This window comes from Sphingomonas sp. TZW2008 (assembly GCF_002117915.1).
Lineage (GTDB): Bacteria > Pseudomonadota > Alphaproteobacteria > Sphingomonadales > Sphingomonadaceae > Sphingomonas.
The window spans coordinates 29,134-46,527 of sequence record NZ_BDJB01000003.1 but is presented as its reverse complement, the minus strand read 5'-3'; the positions used below and the strand labels follow the sequence as shown (position 1 = coordinate 46,527).

Annotated in this window: 13 protein-coding genes; all 13 read left to right on the top strand. The window is 69.6% G+C overall.

Annotated features, from left to right (window positions below; translation table 11 throughout):
* The first annotated feature begins 100 nt into the window (after nt 1-100).
* On the top strand, nt 101-1,474 hold the full coding sequence (gene murF / locus B7L05_RS01935) for a UDP-N-acetylmuramoyl-tripeptide--D-alanyl-D-alanine ligase (RefSeq protein ID WP_085808549.1): 1,374 nt from the start codon (nt 101-103) through the stop codon (nt 1,472-1,474).
* Nucleotides 1,474-2,544 carry a phospho-N-acetylmuramoyl-pentapeptide-transferase gene (mraY, locus tag B7L05_RS01930; protein WP_085808548.1) on the top strand — a complete coding sequence of 357 codons (1,071 nt, stop codon included), beginning with the start codon at nt 1,474-1,476 and terminating at the stop codon, nt 2,542-2,544. The genes murF and mraY overlap by 1 nt, the downstream gene beginning before the upstream one ends.
* A complete protein-coding gene (gene murD, locus B7L05_RS01925; protein WP_085808547.1) occupies nt 2,541-3,833 on the top strand; it encodes a UDP-N-acetylmuramoyl-L-alanine--D-glutamate ligase in 1,293 nt (430 codons plus the stop codon). Before mraY ends, murD begins: the two co-directional genes overlap by 4 nt.
* A 5-nt stretch (nt 3,834-3,838) precedes the next feature.
* The gene (locus tag B7L05_RS01920) at nt 3,839-5,056 is read left to right on the top strand and encodes a putative peptidoglycan glycosyltransferase FtsW (protein WP_085808546.1); all 1,218 of its coding nucleotides are present in this window, start codon (nt 3,839-3,841) and stop codon (nt 5,054-5,056) included.
* Nucleotides 5,053-6,198, top strand: a complete 1,146-nt coding sequence (murG, locus tag B7L05_RS01915; protein ID WP_085808545.1) for an undecaprenyldiphospho-muramoylpentapeptide beta-N-acetylglucosaminyltransferase — start codon at nt 5,053-5,055, stop codon at nt 6,196-6,198. The genes B7L05_RS01920 and murG overlap by 4 nt, the downstream gene beginning before the upstream one ends.
* A gap of 52 nt (nt 6,199-6,250) precedes the next feature.
* Nucleotides 6,251-7,669: a UDP-N-acetylmuramate--L-alanine ligase gene (gene murC / locus B7L05_RS01910; protein WP_085808544.1), complete on the top strand. Its 1,419-nt coding sequence runs from the start codon at nt 6,251-6,253 to the stop codon at nt 7,667-7,669.
* On the top strand, nt 7,666-8,619 hold the full coding sequence (murB, locus tag B7L05_RS01905) for a UDP-N-acetylmuramate dehydrogenase (protein WP_085809042.1): 954 nt from the start codon (nt 7,666-7,668) through the stop codon (nt 8,617-8,619). The genes murC and murB overlap by 4 nt, the downstream gene beginning before the upstream one ends.
* A complete protein-coding gene (locus tag B7L05_RS01900) occupies nt 8,616-9,578 on the top strand; it encodes a D-alanine--D-alanine ligase (RefSeq protein WP_256926566.1) in 963 nt (320 codons plus the stop codon). Before murB ends, B7L05_RS01900 begins: the two co-directional genes overlap by 4 nt.
* On the top strand, nt 9,575-10,492 hold the full coding sequence (locus B7L05_RS01895) for a cell division protein FtsQ/DivIB (protein WP_085808543.1): 918 nt from the start codon (nt 9,575-9,577) through the stop codon (nt 10,490-10,492). Before B7L05_RS01900 ends, B7L05_RS01895 begins: the two co-directional genes overlap by 4 nt.
* Nucleotides 10,493-10,529: 37 nt before the next feature.
* Nucleotides 10,530-11,789: a cell division protein FtsA gene (ftsA, locus tag B7L05_RS01890; protein ID WP_085808542.1), complete on the top strand. Its 1,260-nt coding sequence runs from the start codon at nt 10,530-10,532 to the stop codon at nt 11,787-11,789.
* A 108-nt stretch (nt 11,790-11,897) separates the two neighbouring features.
* On the top strand, nt 11,898-13,409 hold the full coding sequence (gene ftsZ, locus B7L05_RS01885) for a cell division protein FtsZ (protein ID WP_085808541.1): 1,512 nt from the start codon (nt 11,898-11,900) through the stop codon (nt 13,407-13,409).
* A gap of 113 nt (nt 13,410-13,522) precedes the next feature.
* Nucleotides 13,523-16,177 carry an SPOR domain-containing protein gene (locus tag B7L05_RS01880; protein WP_085808540.1) on the top strand — a complete coding sequence of 885 codons (2,655 nt, stop codon included), beginning with the start codon at nt 13,523-13,525 and terminating at the stop codon, nt 16,175-16,177.
* Nucleotides 16,174-17,361: a deoxyguanosinetriphosphate triphosphohydrolase gene (locus tag B7L05_RS01875; protein WP_085808539.1), complete on the top strand. Its 1,188-nt coding sequence runs from the start codon at nt 16,174-16,176 to the stop codon at nt 17,359-17,361. Before B7L05_RS01880 ends, B7L05_RS01875 begins: the two co-directional genes overlap by 4 nt.
* Nucleotides 17,362-17,394 lie beyond the last annotated feature (33 nt).

Here is a 17,394-nt window from a genome sequence, read left to right as displayed (position 1 = left end):
CCGCGACGACAGCGCGACCGGGCGCGGGCGGACGCGCGCGATGAGGCGGCGATCGATCGATTGGCGCGCGACCGGCGCGCCGCGGATGCTATAGGGCCGTATGGACACGCTCTGGACCTCGGACGCCATCGCGGTCGCCACCGACGGCACCGCGTCGGCGGACTTTTCCGCCGGCGGCGTCGCGTTCGATTCGCGCGAGGTGGGCGCGGGCGACCTGTTCGTCGCGCTGTCGGGCGAGGCGACCGACGGCCATCGCTTCCTCGATCAGGCGTTCGCGCAAGGGGCCGCCGGGGCGATCGTTTCGGCCGAAACGGCGCACCCCGCTGTGCGCGTCGGCGACACTTTTGCGGCGCTGGAGGATCTGGCCCGCGCGGCGCGCGCGCGTACCGACGCGCGGATCATCGGCGTGACCGGATCGGTCGGCAAGACATCGACCAAGGAGGCGCTGTTCGCGGCGCTCGAGCGCGGCGCGCGCGGCGCGACGCACCGTTCGGTCAAGAGTTACAACAACCATACCGGCGTGCCGCTGAGCCTGGCGCGGATGCCGGCGGCGACACGCTTCGGCGTGTTCGAGATGGGGATGAACCACCCCGGTGAACTGGCGCATCTGACGACCCTTGTCCGTCCGCACGTCGCGATCGTGACCGCGATCGCGCCGGCGCATACCGAATTCTTCCCCGACGAAAGCGCCATCGCCGACGCCAAGGGGGAGATCTTTCAGGGGCTTGAGCCGGGCGGCGTCGCGATCGTCCCCTATGACAGCCCGCATCGCGAGCGGCTGATCGCGGCGGCAGCGCCCTATGCGGCGCGGATCGTGACGTTCGGCCTGTCGCGCGAGGCGGACGTGCGCCCGATCGAGACGATGCCGCTCAAGACCGGCGGTACCTTCGTTACCGCCAAGGTCGGCGAGCGCGAACTGAGTTTCACCATCGCGCAGCCGGGCCAGCATTGGGTATCGAATGCGCTGGCGGTGATCGCCGCGGTCGACGCGGTGGATGGCGATCTGGGGCTGGCAGGCCTGGCGCTGGGCGAACTCGGCGGACTCGCGGGGCGCGGCGCGCGGCAGATGGTGCGCGTGCCGGGCGGCGAAGCGCTGGTGATCGACGAGAGCTACAACGCCAATCCCGCATCGATGGCGGCAACGCTGGCGGTCCTCGCCAATGAGCCCGGGCGGCACGTCGCGGTACTAGGCGAGATGCGCGAACTGGGCGCGGGTTCGGCGGACTATCACGCTGCGCTCGCCGCGCCGATCGTGGCGGCACGCGTCGAAGCGGCGCTGCTCGTCGGCGAAGCGATGGCGCCGCTCGCGCAGGCGCTTGAGGGACGGACCGATTTCGTCCATGTGCCCAGCGCTGCGGCGGCGCTGGAGGTTCTTCCGGGAATGCTCGCGCCGGGTGACGCGGTGCTCGTCAAGGGATCGAACGGGGTCGGGCTGTCGCGGGTCGTCGCGGCGCTCGCTGGGGGCATGTTTTAGTGTTGTACTGGATCGCCGAGCAGCTCGGGTTTCCCGGCGGGCTGAACCTCATCCGCTACCTGTCGTTCCGTGCCGGGGCGGCGGTGGCGACGGCGCTGCTGATCGGCCTCATCATCGGTCCCAAGTTCATCGGCTGGCTGCGCGTGCGGCAGGGCAAGGGGCAGCCAATCCGCGCCGACGGGCCGCAGACGCACCTCGCCAAGCGCGGCACGCCGACGATGGGCGGGCTGATGATCCTGACCAGCCTCGCGCTGTCGATCCTGCTATGGATGGACCTACGGAACCCGTTCGTCTGGGCGTGCCTGTTCGTGACGCTGGGCTTCGGCGCGATCGGCTTCCTCGACGACTATGACAAGGTGCGAAAGGCGAGCACGGCGGGCGTCTCCGGCCGGACGCGGCTGCTGCTCGAATTCGCGATCGCCGGGATCGCGGCGTGGATCATCAGCTACGAGAACGGGACGGGGCTGTTCCTGCCGTTCACCAACCGCACCTATATCGAACTCGGGTTGTTCTACCCGATCTTCGCCGCCTTCACGATCGTGGCGTTCGGCAATGCGGTGAACCTGACCGACGGGCTCGACGGCCTGGCGACGATGCCGGTGATCATCGCCAGCGTGGCGTTCATGCTGATCGTGTACCTTGCCGGCAACGTGAAGTTTGCCGACTATCTTGGCATCCCGCACGTGGCGCGCGCGGGCGATCTGGCGATCTTCTGCGGGGCGATGATCGGCGCTGGGCTCGCGTTCCTGTGGTACAATGCGCCGCCGGCGGCGGTGTTCATGGGCGATACCGGCAGCCTTGCGCTGGGCGGCGCGCTCGGCACGATCGCCGTTGTCGCGCACCACGAGATCGTGCTCGGCATCATCGGCGGGCTGTTCGTGGTCGAGGCGATGAGCGTCATCATTCAGGTGTTCTGGTACAAGCGAACGGGCAAGCGCGTGTTCCGCATGGCGCCGATCCACCATCATTTTGAGCAATTGGGCTGGAGCGAGCCGACGGTGGTGATCCGTTTCTGGATCATCAGCCTGGTGCTGGCGCTCGCCGGCCTGTCGACGTTGAAGCTGCGGTGATTACGTCGCCCGCCTGGTCCGGTAAGCGGTATGCGGTGCTCGGCCTCGCGCGGTCGGGGCTCGCCACCGTGCGCGCGCTGGCGGCGGCGGGCGCACACGTCGTCGCGTGGGACAGCGATGCCGAGGCACGCGCGCGGGCCGAAGAGATCGACGGCGTCATCGTCCACGACCTTGCGACGCTGAACCTTGAGGGCGCGGCGGGGCTGGTCGTTTCGCCCGGCGTCCCGCTCAACACGCATCCGCTGGTGGCGCAGGCACGCGCGGCGGGCGTGCCGATCGTCGGCGATATCGAGCTGTTCGCCGAGGCTAGGGGCACGCTGCCGCCGCACAAGGTGGTGGGCATCACCGGCACCAACGGCAAGTCGACGACGACAGCGCTGGTCGCGCATATCCTGCAGACGGCGGGCATGCCGGTGCTGATGGGCGGCAACATCGGGCTGCCGATCCTGGGGCAGGAGCCACTGGTGGCGGGCGGGATCTATGTGCTCGAGCTGTCGAGCTACCAGATCGATCTGACGCGCAGCCTCGACTGCGACGTGGCGGTGCTGCTCAACATCACGCCCGATCACCTCGACCGCTACGACGGGTTCGAGGGCTATGCCGCATCCAAGGCGCGGCTGTTCTCGATGCAGTCCCCCGATCACGAGGCGGTGATCGGGATCGGCGACGCGGCCTCGGCGGCGATCGCGCGCAGCCTGTCGGCCCGTGCCGAACATCTAACCAAGATCGCGCCGGGCGTGTGCATGGACCAGCGCGGCTGGCCGGCATTGCAGGGGCCGCACAATGCGCAGAACGCACTGGCGGCGATCGCCGTGGCGCAGGCGCTGGGCGTCGGCGAGGCGGACATCGATCGCGGGCTGGCGAGCTTCGGCGGACTGCCACACCGGATGGAGAAGGTGGCCGAGGTGAACGGCGTTACCTTCGTCGACGACAGCAAGGCGACCAACCCGGAGAGCAGCGCACCCGCGCTCGCCGCGTTCGATCGCGTGCACTGGATCGTCGGCGGGCGGGCGAAAGGCGACGATCTCAACGCCTGCGTGCCGCAGCTCACCCATGTCGTGCGCGCCTATACGATCGGCGAGGCCGGCGCGGTGTTCGCGCGCGATTTGGAAGGCAAGGTGGCGGTGGAGGAAGCAGGGACGCTGGCCGCCGCGGTCGCCAGCGCAGCGCGCCAGGCGCAGCCGGGGGACACGGTGCTGCTGTCGCCGGCGGCGGCATCGTTTGATCAGTTCCGCGATTACGAGCATCGCGGGCAGGCATTTCGTGAAGCGGTAGGGGGGCTGGCTTGAACGACATGTCGACCAGGGCGGGGTTCCGCGGACGACTGAAGGAACGCGGCGGGCGCGGCGATCGATCGCCGCTGGGCACGTGGTTCTGGGATACCGACCGCGTGCTGCTGCTGCTGACCTTTGCGCTGATCGCGGTCGGGCTGCTCGCGGTCGCTGCGGCATCACCGGCGAGCGCGGTGCGTTATTCGGGCGAGCAGCTGAAGATCGCGCCGCTCTATTATTTCTGGCGGCAGGTGATGTGGGTGGCGGTGTCGCTGCCGGTGATGATCGGCATCTCGATGCTGCCCGCGAACGTGGCGCGGCGCGCGGCGGTGATCGGCGCGGCGGGCTTCGGCGCGATGCTGGTGGTGGTGCTGATCCCGGGCGTCGGCGTCGAGGTGAACGGGGCGAAGCGCTGGCTGGGTGTCAGCATCGCGCAGTTCCAGCCGTCCGAATTCCTGAAGCCGTGCTTCATCGTGACGGTGGCGTGGCTGCTGTCGCTGCGATCGAAGGAAGACGGGCTGCCGCTGACCGCGATCACCTTTGCGATGACCGCGACGGTGGCGGGGCTGCTGATGCTGCAGCCCGATTTCGGGCAGACGATCGTCTTCTCGACGGTGTGGATGGTGCTGCTGATGATCGCGGGGACGCCGATCCGCACGCTGGCGGCGTTCTTCGCGATGGCGCCGGTGGGGGTCGGCGCGGCGTACCTGTTCTACGGCACGGCGCGCGCGCGCATCGACGCGTTCCTGTTCCGCGATCCCAACGAGGCGGAAGGCGCGCATTTCCAGACCGACGCGGCACACGCGACGCTGACGTCGGGCGGCTGGACCGGTACGGGGCCGGGTGCGGGCACGGTGAAGTTCGGCCTGCCCGAGGCGCATACCGACTATATCTTTTCCGTCATCGGCGAGGAATTCGGGCTGATCGCCTGCATGGTGATCGCGGTACTGTTTCTCGCGATCGTGGTGCGCGTGTTCGTCAAGATGCTCGACGAGCAGGACAGCTTCAAGCTGCTCGCCGCATCGGGCCTCGCGACTCAGTTCGGCGTGCAGGCGATGGTATCGATGGCGGTCAATACCGGCCTCGCGCCTTCGAAGGGAATGACGTTGCCGTTCATCAGTTACGGCGGCTCGTCGATGATCGCGCTGTCGATCGGGATGGGGTTGCTGCTCGCCTTTACCCGGCGCAATCCGTTTTTGCTGCGTAGCCCGTACGTCACGCGCTGGGGCGCGGCGCAGTGACGCGCGCGCGGCATTTCGTGCTCGCGGCGGGCGGGACCGGTGGGCACATGGTGCCGGCTGCTGCGTTGGCCGAGGAGCTGATGCGGCGCGGGCATCGCGTGGCGCTGGTCAGCGATGCGCGCGGCGTGCGCTTCCCCGGGCTTTTCGAGGGCGTGCAGACGCACGTGCTGCCCGCCGGGCGCTTCTCGGGCGGGCCGATCGGCTGGGCGAAGGCCGCGCGCGAGATGTGGCGCGGTCGCGCGATGGCACGGCAATTGTACCGCACGTTCAAGCCGGCGGCGGTGATCGGCTTCGGCGGCTATCCGGCGTTCCCGGCGCTGGCGGCAGCGTTCGCGGAGAAGATCCCGACCGCGGTGCACGAGCAGAATGCGGTGCTTGGCCGAGTTAACCGCCTCGTCGCCGGGCGCGTCGATGCGATCGCCACCTCCTATGCTACGACCGAGCGGCTGAAGCCGGCCTATGCGGCGAAGGCACACCATGTCGGCAATCCGGTGCGCGACAGCATCCTCGCGCTTCGTTCGCAGGCTTATCCGCTGCTGGAGGAAGACGGCATCTTCCGCGTGCTGGTGACGGGCGGATCGCAGGGCGCGAGCGTGCTGTCGAAGGTGGTGCCCGAGGGACTGGCGATGCTGCCCGTCGCATTCCGCCGGCGTCTGCAGGTGACGCATCAAGCGCGGATCGAGGATATCGACTCGGCGCGCGCCAAATATGCCGAGCTCGACATCGCGGCGACGCTGGCGACGTATCTGCCCGATCTGCCAGAGGAGCTCGGCTGGGCGCATCTGGTGATCGCGCGCGCGGGCGCCTCGACGATCTCGGAACTGACCGCCGCAGGGCGGCCGGCGATCCTGGTGCCGCTGCCCGGGGCCACGGACGATCACCAGACGGCGAACGCGCGCGAGATCACTGCGGCGGGCGGCGCTCGAACGATCCCGCAGACCGCCTTTACGCCGGCCGAACTCGCCAAGCAGATGCAGAAGCTCGGGCTCGATCCCGCCGCCTTGGAGAATGCCGCCGGGCGCGCGCGCGGCTGCGGCAAGCCCAACGCGGCAATCGATCTCGCCGATCTGGTCGAGAGCCTTGATGCGCCGCGCGCCAAGCTGCCGGTCGGCGTCGCGCGGCCCAAGGAGGCGTTCGCGTGAAAGGCCCTTCGACAAGCTCAGGACAGGCGACACCTTTCATCGGAGGGAGCCGATGAAAGGTGTCGCGACCGATATCGGCACGATCCATTTCGTCGGCATCGGCGGGATCGGCATGTCGGGCATCGCCGAGGTGATGCACAACCTCGGCTATACCGTGCAGGGCTCTGACGTTGCCGAGGGCTATGTCATCGAGGGGTTGCGCAAGCGCGGCATCGCGGTGACGATCGGGCACGATGCGGCGAACGTCGAAGGGGCGGCGGTGGTCGTTACGTCGACCGCGGTGAAGCGCGGCAACCCGGAGGTGGAGGCGGCGCTCAACCGCCGCATTCCGGTGGTGCGGCGCGCCGAGATGCTGGCCGAGCTGATGCGGCTCAAATCGACCGTCGCGGTGGCGGGCACGCACGGCAAGACGACGACGACGTCGATGGTCGCCGCGCTGCTCGACGCCGGCGGGGTCGACCCGACGGTAATCAACGGCGGAATCATCAACAGCTACGGATCGAACGCGCGGCTCGGCACCAGCGATTGGATGGTGGTGGAGGCCGACGAGAGCGACGGCAGCTTCCTGCGGCTCGACGGGACGATCGCGGTCGTCACCAACATCGATCCCGAGCATCTCGACCATTACGGCAGCTTCGAGCGCGCCAAGGACGCTTACGTTGAGTTCGTCGAGAACGTGCCGTTCTACGGCGCGGCTTTGCTGTGCCTCGACCATCCGGAGGTGCAGGCGCTGATCCCGCGCGTGCGCGACCGGCGCATCGTGACGTACGGCTTCGCGGCGAGCGCCGACGTGCGCGGGGTGAACGTTGCGCCCTATCCTGGCGGCAATCGGTTCGAGGCGATTATCCGCGGGCGCGACGGGACGACGCGCTCGATCGAGGAGATCGACCTGCCGATGCCTGGGCGGCACAATGTGCAGAACGCGCTGGCGGCGATCGGCGTGGCGCTCGAGCTCGGCATCGACGATGCGACGATCCAGCGCGGGTTCCAGAAGTTCGACGGCGTGAAGCGGCGCTTCACCAAGGTGGGCGAAGTGGCGCTCGACGGCGGCATCGCGACGGTGATCGACGATTACGGCCACCATCCGGTCGAGATCCGCGCGGTGCTGGCGGCGGCGCGCGAGAGCGCTCAAGGACGGGTGATCGCGGTGGTGCAGCCGCACCGTTACTCGCGGCTCGGCAATCTGATGGAGGATTTCCAAGGCGCGTTCAACGACGCCGACGCGGTGTACGTGACACCGGTCTATGCCGCGGGCGAGGCACCGGTGGCGGGTGTCGATGCGGACGCGCTGGTCGAAGGGCTGCGGCGGCGCGGGCATCGCGCGGCGGAGGCGGTGACCGACGCCGCAGCGCTCGCCGCCGTGCTGGCCGGCGACCTGCGCGCGGGCGATCAGGTGGTGTGCCTAGGCGCTGGCGACATCACCAAATGGGCCGCTGGCCTTGCGCCGGCGATCGAGGCGGCGCGGCGATGAGCAACAGCGCGCAACCGGCCGCCTCGTCGATCGAGGAGCGGGAAGTGGGGCAGGGCGGTGCCGTCTCGCCGGCGTCCACCCCGACACGCCTGCGGCAGAATGCGCCGCTCGCGCCGCTCGTCTGGTTCAAGAGCGGCGGCGCGGCGGATTTCTTGCTTGAGCCGGGCTCGGTCGACGATCTCGCCAAGTTCCTCGCCAACCTCGATTCGGCGGTGCCGGTGATGGCGCTTGGCCTTGGTTCCAACCTGATCGTGCGCGATGGCGGGGTGCGTGGGATCGTCGTGCGGCTGGGCAAGCCGTTCGCGACGGTCGAGCGGATCGACGCGACGACGCTGCGCTGCGGCGGCGGGGCGAGCGGCATCCTGGTGTCGTCGACGGCGCGCGATGCGGGAATCGCTGGGCTCGAATTCCTCCGCTCGATCCCCGGCACGGTCGGCGGGTTCGTGCGGATGAACGGCGGCGCCTACGGTCGCGAAACGGCCGACGTTCTGGTTGACTGCGACGTGGTGTTGAGAAGCGGCGAGCGGCACACGCTGATGGCAAGCGATCTCGGCTACACCTATCGCCACTCGGCGCTGCCCGATGGCGCGATCGTCGTCGGCGCAACCTTTCGCGGCGCGCCCGGCGATCCGGCGGCGATTCAGGCCGAGATGAACCGGATCGCGGCGAGCCGCGAAGCCTCGCAACCGCTGCGCTCGAAGACGGGCGGATCGACGTTCAAGAACCCGTCGGGGCACAAGGCGTGGCAGCTGGTCGATGCGGCCGGTTGTCGGGGCTTGCGGCGCGGCGACGCGCAGGTCAGCGAGAAGCATACCAACTTCCTCCTCAACCTCGGCAGTGCGACGAGCGCGGATATCGAGGCGCTGGGCGAGGAGGTGCGCGCTCGGGTGAAGGCGGAGAGCGGGGTGACGCTCGAGTGGGAAATCCAGCGGGTCGGAGTGGCGTCGTGAGTGCTGATCGTGCGGCCGTGGCGCCGCTCCATATCGCCGTGCTGATGGGCGGCTGGTCGGCCGAGCGCGACGTATCGCTGTCGTCGGGCGCGGGGGTCGCCGATGCGCTCGAATCGCTGGGCCACCGCGTAACGCGGATCGACATGGACCGCGACGTCGCCGCGCGACTCGCCGAGGCACGGCCCGATCTGGTGTTCAACGCGCTGCACGGGACGCCGGGCGAGGACGGATCGATCCAGGGGCTGATGGACGTGATGGGGCTGCGCTACACGCACAGCGGGCTCGCGACATCGGTGATCGCGATCGACAAGGTGCTGACGAAGCAGGCGCTGGTGCCGCACGGCGTGCCGATGCCGGGCGGGCGGATCGTGACCACTGAGGAACTGCACGCCGGCGATCCGCTGGCGCGGCCCTATGTGCTGAAGCCGGTCAACGAGGGATCGTCGGTCGGCGTCGCGATCGTCACCCAGGACGGCAATTACGGCAATCCGATCGGCCGCGACGTGGCGGGGCCGTGGCAGGAGTTCGACGAGCTGCTCGCCGAACCCTATGTGCGCGGGCGCGAGCTGACGACGGCGGTGCTGGGCGAGCGCGCGCTGGGCGTCACCGAGCTGAGGCCGAAGACCGGCTGGTACGATTACCAGTCGAAATATACCGACGGGATGACCGATCACCTGTTTCCGGCGCCGATTCCAGACGCCATTACCGAGGCGTGCATGGCGATCGCGCTGCGTGCGCATTGGCTACTCGGCTGCGCCGGGTGCAGCCGCGCCGATTTCCGCTGGGACGACGAGCGCGGCGTCGACGGGCTTTTCCTGCTCGAGGTAAACACGCAGCCGGGGATGACGCCGCTGAGCCTGGTGCCCGAGCAGGCGCGGCATATTGGCATGAGCTATCCCGACCTCGTGCAGGCGATCGTCGACGAAGCGATGCGCAAGCCGATGAAGGGCGCGGCATGAGCCGGGCGATCAAGCGCGACACGCCGCCGCGCCGCCCGGTGGTGCGCCGCCCGCCGCCTAAGAAGTCGCTCGGCGACCGGATCGTCGCGATGCTGCCGGTAAGCGAAGCGACGCTGAAGCGGATCGTGACGTGGACGATCCTTGGTGTCGCGGGGACCGCGGCAGTCGCGACCGCATCGTGGTTCGGCGTGCCCGCCGCGATCGGCACCGCGGTGGCGGACAGCACGGGGCAGCTGGGGCTGCGCGTCGAGCAGGTCGACATCACGGGGCTCAAGCGAATGAACCGCGAGACGGTGTACGCGGTTGCGCTGGAGGATCAGCCGCCGGCGATGCTGCGCGTCGATCTGACGCAGATCCGCGATCGCCTGCTCGCTTACGGCTGGGTCGAGGACGCCTATGTCTCGCGCCGGCTTCCCGACCGGCTGCTGATCCACATCGTCGAGCGTGCGCCGGCGGCGATCTGGCAGAACGGCGGCAATCTGACGCTGATCGACGCCAAGGGCGTGCCGCTGGAGGCGGTGGACCGCAACAACATGCCCGATCTGCCGCTGGTGATCGGGCCGGGGGCGGACCGGCAGGAGGCGGCGTATCAGCGATTGCTCGCCGCTGCGCCCGCGCTCAAGCCGCGGGTGAAGGCGGCGACGTGGGTCGGCAACCGCCGCTGGGACCTTACCTTTGACACCGGGGAGACGCTGGCGCTGCCGCAAGAGGGCGCGGCGAGCGCGCTGGTGCGCTTCGCGCAGCTCGACGGAGCACGCGCGCTGCTCGGCAAGGGGTGGCTGCGGTTCGACATGCGTGATCCGGCGAAGCTGGTGGCGCGCAAGCCGGGGGCGGACATGGAGCATCAGGTGCCCGACGCCGGCGACGGCGCGGCGGTCGAGCCGGAGCGGCTGGCACGGATAAGCGACGCGTAAGACGAATGGTTCGGGGCAGGGAACAGGGGCACAGGCAATGGCGAAGGCAGCACCGGAAGGTCTGATCACCGCACTCGATATCGGCACGTCGAAGGTGTCGGCGATGATCGCGCAGCGCGGCGACGGCGGCGAGCTGATCGTGCTTGGCACGGGGCAGCGCGAATCGAAGGGCGTCAAGCGCGGCTACATCGCCGACATGGCGCTGACCGAGGTAGCGGTGCGCGAGGCGGTGGCGCAGGCCGAGCGAATCGCCGGGCTCAACATCGAAAACGTCTGGGCGGGCTTCTCGGCGGGCGGGCTGGTCAGCGACGAGGCGTTCATCGAGGTCGAACTGAACGGTCATCGTATCGAGCAGCAGGACATCGACGCGCTGCTGCAGGAAGGGCGGCAGGCGATCGACCCGCAGGGGCGGATGGTGCTGCACGCGCAGCCCGCGCTCTACACGCTCGACGGGCTGACGGGGGTGAAGAAGCCGCTGGGGCTGCATGCCGACCGGCTGGGGGTGCATATCCACGTCATCGCCGCGGATGGATCGCCGGTGCGCAATCTCGACCTTACCGTGCGGTCGGCGCATCTCGAGGTGAAATCGATCATCGCCTCGCCGGTGGCGACGGGGCTCGCCTGCCTGAGTGACGAGGAGCGCGACCTTGGCGTCGCGCTGGTCGAGATCGGCGCGGGGATCACCAACGTGTCGCTGTTCGCGGGCGGGATGCTGGTGGGGCTGAAATCGCTCGCGATCGGATCGGCGGACATCACCGACGACATCGCTTCGGCGTTCGGCACGACGCGCGGGCAGGCCGAGCGGATGAAGTGTTTTCACGGCTCCGCCAATGCTTCGCCGCGCGACAATCACGAGATGATCACCATCCGCCCCGGCGTGGCGGAGGACGACGTCGATCCGCTGCAGATCACCAAGGCGGCGCTGATCTCGGTTATCCGCACCCGGCTGGAACATCTGGTATCGGAGATCCAGGCCGCGCTGAAGGAGCTGAAGTTCGACGGCCCGGTCGGGCGGCAGGTGGTGCTGACAGGCGGCGGTGCGGAGCTGAAGGGTATTGCGGATTACACGCAGCAGGTGCTCGGCCGATCGGTGCGCGTCGGGCGGCCGCGCGGGCTGACCGGACTGCCCGAGGCGCACGGCGGGCCGGGCTTTGCCACGCTCGCCGGCCTTGCCTTCTTCGCTGCGTCCGACCCGGTCGACCTGCGCGGACTGGTGCCGCAGCAGCAGATGGTGGTGCGGCAGAAGGGGCTCGGCGCGCTGAGGCGGTTGTTTCAGGCGGCGAAGGCGAATTATTGATCGCGAACGGCCGCTTTTCGGCTGGTACGCAGGTTCGCGATGCTGCACAAAGATTAATGGCGATGACGGGCCAGTGTTTCGTGCCCGAAATGACGGAGTAATTTGGCGATGGGCATCGAATTCATTGCACCCGAGGTGGACGAGCTGACCCCGAAGATTGCCGTGATCGGCGTCGGCGGCGCGGGCGGCAATGCGATCGCAAACATGATGCGCGCCGACGTGCAGGGCGTCGACTTCCTCGTTGCGAACACCGACGCGCAGGCGCTGAAACAGTCGATCGCGCCGCAGAAGATCCAGCTTGGCGCGAAGATCACGCAGGGGCTGGGCGCAGGTAGCCGGCCCGAGATCGGCCGCGCTGCGGCGGAAGAGACGATCGAGCAGGTATCTAAGCTGCTCGAAGGCGCACACATGTGCTTCATCGCCGCCGGCATGGGCGGCGGCACCGGCACGGGCGCTGCGCCGGTAATCGCCAAGGCCGCGCGCGACATGGGCATCCTGACCGTCGGCGTCGTCACCAAGCCGTTCGCGTTCGAGGGCGCGCGCCGCTCCAAATCGGCCGAGCAGGGCATCGAGGAGCTGCAGAAGTTCGTCGACACGCTGATCGTCATCCCGAACCAGAATCTGTTTTTGATCGCCAACGCCAACACCACCTTCAAGCAGGCGTTCGAACTCGCCGACGAGGTGCTGCAGCAGGGCGTGCGCGGGATTACCGACCTGATGGTGATGCCGGGCCTCATCAACCTCGACTTCGCCGACGTCCGATCGGTGATGCAGGAGATGGGCAAGGCGATGATGGGCACCGGCGAGGCGGACGGCGACGACCGCGCGCTCGTCGCGGCACAGAAGGCGATCGCCAACCCGCTGCTTGACGGGGTGAGCATGCAGGGCGCGAAGGGCGTCATCATCTCGATCACCGGCGGCGACGACATGCGCCTGCTCGAGGTGGACGAGGCGGCGAACCACATCCGCGAGCTGGTCGATCCCGAAGCCAACATCATCTGGGGTTCCGCGTTCAACCCTGAGCTCGAGGGCAAGATCCGCGTCTCGGTCGTCGCGACCGGGATCGAGGCGATCGCGCCGAGCGAGGCACCCGCCGCCGAGCCGGCGCGCGCGTTCAGCTTCGCCGCGCCGCGTCGGATCGAGACGCCGGCCGCTGCGCCCGTCGCACCGGCCGCTGCGGCACCTGCTGCCCCCGCCGCCGCGACGCCGCGCCCGAGCGGCGCCGCCGCCGGCGCGATGGCCGCCGGCGTGCCCGCGCCCGGCGCGCAGCCGCACGTCGAGTTGACACCCGCCGCGCGCCAGGTTGAGGAAGAGGCCGGCGGCGACGAGCTGCTGCTGGGCAGCGACACGATCGTTCCCGAAACGCCCGCCGCCCCGGCGGCAGCGCCCGCGCAGCCGCGCGTTTTCGGCGAGGACGCACCGGCCGAGGCGCCCAAGCGGCGCTGGCTGTCGGGCGGCGAGGCGGCGGACGACGTGCCGCCGCAACCGCGCGTGAAGCTTGGCGGTACGCTGTTCGAGCGGATGCAGAACGCGTCCCGCGGCGCACCGCGCGGCGACGAGGAAGAGGGCAAGGATTCGCTCGATATTCCGCGTTTCCTGCACCGCCAGAACAACCAATAAAGCAGCGCGGCCGCGCGCGGCCGACGTTCGTCGGTCGCCGCGTCCGGCTCGGCGCGCGCGGGGCATCCGGTTCATTGCCGTTTCAGCGTGTTTGCCCCAGATAATTGCTTCCCATGCTGATCACCCGACCCTTGATCCTCGCCGCCGCGCTGGTAGGCGCGCCGTCCGTGCTGGCGCAGGGTTTCGCCGCCGCGCCGATGCAGACGATGCCGCGTGTGACGCCGGACGCCGATGCGCTCGCAGCGGCGATGCGCCGGCTCGGCGCGAACCCGCGCGACGTGTCCGCGCTGATCGAGGCGGGCGAACTGTCGCTTCGGCTGGGCGACGTCTCAGCCGCCGCGGCGCTGTTCAAGCGCGCCGAGAACGTCGATCCGATGAACGCGCGCGTGAAGGCGGGCATGGCGCGCATCCTGGTCACGCAGGAGCGCCCCGGCGAGGCATTGCGCTATTTCGACCAGGCGACTGGCTATGGGCTCGATCCGGCAAGTTTCGCCGGGGATCGCGGGCTGGCCTATGATTTGATCGGCGAGCAGGAGCGTGCGCAGCGCGACTATCGCGCCGCACTGAAGCGCGATCGCAACGACGAGGTGCAGCGGCGTTACGCATTGTCGCTCGGCATTGCGGGCAAGCGCGATGCGGCGCTGACCGAGATCGACGACCTCGTCCGGCGCAACGATCGCGGCGCGTGGCGCGTGCGGGCGTTCATCCTGGCGATGACGGGCGACGTGCCGGGGGCGGAGAAGATTGCGGGTACGATGATGCCGCCGGGGATGGGCGCGGCGCTCGGGCCTTTCTTTGCCCGGCTTGCGACGCTGCCGGCAGTCGATCGCGCCTTTGCGGTGCATTTCGGCGAGTTGCGCGCGAGCCCGCAGCGCATGGCCGACGCGCGCATGACGCCGCCGCTGCCGGTGCTGCAGCCGGAAGCGCCGGTACAGCTTGCCGCCGTCGCGCCGCCCGTCGCGGCAAAACCCGATCCGCGCCGAGCTCGGCAGCTGGCGCGTGAGGAAGCCAAGCGTCGCCGCGAACAGGCGCGGGCGGAGCGGCTGGCGCGGCGCAACGGGCAGACGCCGCAGGGCGTCGCGCTGGCGAGCGCCGCGTCGCCCCGCCGTGTCCGGCTGGCGAGTGATGGCATGCAGCCGCCGCGCTACGGCAATGGCGTCACCTACGCGGCCCCGCGCGCGGTGGTGCAGGCGCTGCCGGCGAATACGCCGTCGGCGTTGACGGCCGGGTCGTCGGTACCTGCGGCGACGCCGGTGACGCAGACGGCGGCGCTTGACCGCCGAGGCGTAGCGGCCAACGCCGCGGCGGGGACGGTGGGGCAATCGGCCGGGCGGTCGGCTCCGGGAATGCTCGCTTCGTCGATCGGTGCGCAGGGAACGGCTGTCGTTACCGACCGAACGGCGACGACGATGGGCGGGCAGGCGCCGGTGTCGCCGAACCTTCCGAGTTCGTTGCCGTCCGCGTTGCCGTCACCGCTTGCTGGCGGTTCGCGCCTCGCGTCGGTTGCGGGCGGCAGCGCTGCGTCGCAGGCGACGAGCGGTATTCCGGGCGCTGCGCCGGTGGCCGCGTCTCCGTTGGGTGCTGTTCGAACGGCGAGCGGGGCGCCTGCCGCTCCCACAGCGCTCACGCAAGCGCCGCCGTCGGGTGTCGCGACGGTCGCGGCGTCGCCAGGTGCGGTCCAACCGACGGGCGGTGCGTCCGCGACGTCGACGCTGCTTGCGCAAGCGCCGTCGTCGGGCACCGCAACGGTCGCCGCATCGCCGCTGGATGCTGTCCGTTCCACGAGCGGCGTGTCCAGGGCGCCGGCGATGCTTACGCAGGCGCCGGTAGCAGGTGGTGCTACGCCGAGCGCACTGTCGGCAGCACCAACCCAGGGCGCCGGATCGGCAGTGTCGTCGCCCGCCGCCGGCAGCCTTGCCGCGAGCTCCGGTACCGTCACGCAGGTAGCCGCCGTGACCGCGCCAGCGACGCCGGTCGTCCCACGGGTCAGCGAGGATACGATTCTCGCCCGGATCATGGCCGGTATCTCGATTCCGGCGGAGGAGCTGGGCGTCGCGCCGGTTAGGCCGCAGCCGCAAGCGGCAGCGCCCGGCACGTCGATCGCCACGCCAGAGAGTATCGCGTCGGCCGAGGCGGCACGCCGTGCGGCGGAGGCGGAGCGGGTTGCGCGTCAGTCAAAGGCGGCCGAAGCGGCTCGTGTCGCCGCAGCCGGTGCTGCCGCGAAGCCGACGCGTTCGAAGGCAGACGGCACGAAGCTCGCTGCCGCCGATCCTGCACCAATCAAGGGTGCAAATGGTCGCGGACGCTCCAAGCCAGTCGATGATGCTGCGGGCGAAGACGAGGCGACGGCGCCAGCCAAGGTCAAGAAGCCGCTGGCGGTCGACCCGAAGAAGGCGGCGGCCGAGCGCAAGGCGGCCGAGGCGAAGAAGCTCGCCGACGCGAAGAAGGCCGAGGAGGCCAAGAAGGCGGCGGCCGAAGCCAAGTCGGCAAAGGCGGACCCGCCGCGCATCTGGGTGCAGGTAGCCGGCGGCGCGAACGAGAGCGACCTGCCCAAGGCGTGGTCCGCCGCGGCGGGCAAGGCGGCGGCGCTGAAGGGCCGCGCTGCCTATTCGACGCCGCTGCGCGCGACCAACCGCGTCGTGACCGGGCCGTTCAAGACCGATGCCGAGGCGCGCGCTTTCGTCAACACGCTCGCCAAACAGGGCGTATCGGCATTTCCCTTCACCAGCGAGAAGGGCCAGAAGATGAAGAAGCTCGACGCCAAGTGAGGACGCTGGCGCCCTGGGCTTCGGACCCGGCGCACAGCAAAGGCCGCCTTCACGAAGAACAAAGCGGGTCCGGTGGTGCAGGGCACGGGATAGAGCGCGGCCCGCGCGACGCGTATCAGCGCGATCGCGATCGCATCGTCCACTCGATCGCGTTCCGGCGCTTGCGCCACAAGACGCAGGTGTTCCTGGCGCCCGACGGCGATCACTTTCGTGTCCGGCTGACGCACAGCCTGGAAGTGGCGCAGATCGGGCGGACCATCGCGCGCGCGCTAGGCCTCAACGAAGATCTCACCGAGGCGCTGTGCCTGGCGCATGATATCGGCCACCCGCCGTTCGGCCACGCCGGCGAGGATGCGCTGAAGGCGGCGATGGCGGGGGCGGGTGGGTTCGATCACAACGGCCATACGCTGCGCACGCTGATGCGGATCGAGCGCGCCTATCCGCGGTTCGACGGGCTCAACCTGACGTGGGAGACGCTGGAGGGGCTGGCGAAACACAACGGCCCGGCGCGCCACCCCGGCTGGGCGCTGCGCGAAGCCGATACGCAAGCGTGTCTCGAGCTCGACAGCTATGCCAGCCTGGAGGCGCAGGTCGCCGCGCTCGCCGACGATATTGCGTACGACAATCACGACATCGACGATGGCGTGCGCGCGGGGCTGCTCGAAATCGATCAGCTCCTCGCCGTACCGCTGGTGGCGCAAGGCTGGGAGCGCGTGCGCGCGACCTTCGCCGATGTCAGCGTGCGGCGGCAGACGCGCGAGTTGGTACGCAGCCAGATCGGCGTGATGGTCAATGATCTGATCGCCGAAACGCGCGCCCGGGTCGCGGCGGCGGGCGTCGCGAGCGTCGCCGACGTGCGCGCCGCGGGGTGCGCGCTGGTGAGCTTTTCCGACGCGATGCGAACCGCGGAGCGCGATCTGAAGCGCTTCATGTACGCCAATCTCTATCACCATCCGCTGCAGCTGGAGGCGGCGGAGGCGGCGCACGGTGTGGTTTCCGGACTGTTCGCGGCGTTTCACGCCGATCCGGCGACGCTGCCCGAAGAGTGGCGCGCGAGCTTGCCCGGCGGCGAGCCCGCGCTGAGCCGACACATCGCCGACTATATCGCGGGGATGACCGATCGTTACGCGGTGCGCGAATATCGCCGCGTGGTCGGACCGGTAACGATGCCCGAGGGCTTCTGAGCCGTCGCGCCGTGCCGAACGGCGCCGTCTGCG

What these genes read in the sequence shown, in the direction of transcription:
- murF (WP_085808549.1), top strand. Translation starts at nt 101, where the DNA reads ATGGACACGCTCTGGACCTCGGACGCCATCGCGGTCGCCACCGACGGC.
- B7L05_RS01920 (WP_085808546.1), top strand. Translation starts at nt 3,839, where the DNA reads ATGTCGACCAGGGCGGGGTTCCGCGGACGACTGAAGGAACGCGGCGGG.
- murC (WP_085808544.1), top strand. Translation starts at nt 6,251, where the DNA reads ATGAAAGGTGTCGCGACCGATATCGGCACGATCCATTTCGTCGGCATC.
- murB (WP_085809042.1), top strand. Translation starts at nt 7,666, where the DNA reads ATGAGCAACAGCGCGCAACCGGCCGCCTCGTCGATCGAGGAGCGGGAA.
- B7L05_RS01895 (WP_085808543.1), top strand. Translation starts at nt 9,575, where the DNA reads ATGAGCCGGGCGATCAAGCGCGACACGCCGCCGCGCCGCCCGGTGGTG.
- ftsA (WP_085808542.1), top strand. Translation starts at nt 10,530, where the DNA reads ATGGCGAAGGCAGCACCGGAAGGTCTGATCACCGCACTCGATATCGGC.
- ftsZ (WP_085808541.1), top strand. Translation starts at nt 11,898, where the DNA reads ATGGGCATCGAATTCATTGCACCCGAGGTGGACGAGCTGACCCCGAAG.
- B7L05_RS01880 (WP_085808540.1), top strand. Translation starts at nt 13,523, where the DNA reads ATGCTGATCACCCGACCCTTGATCCTCGCCGCCGCGCTGGTAGGCGCG.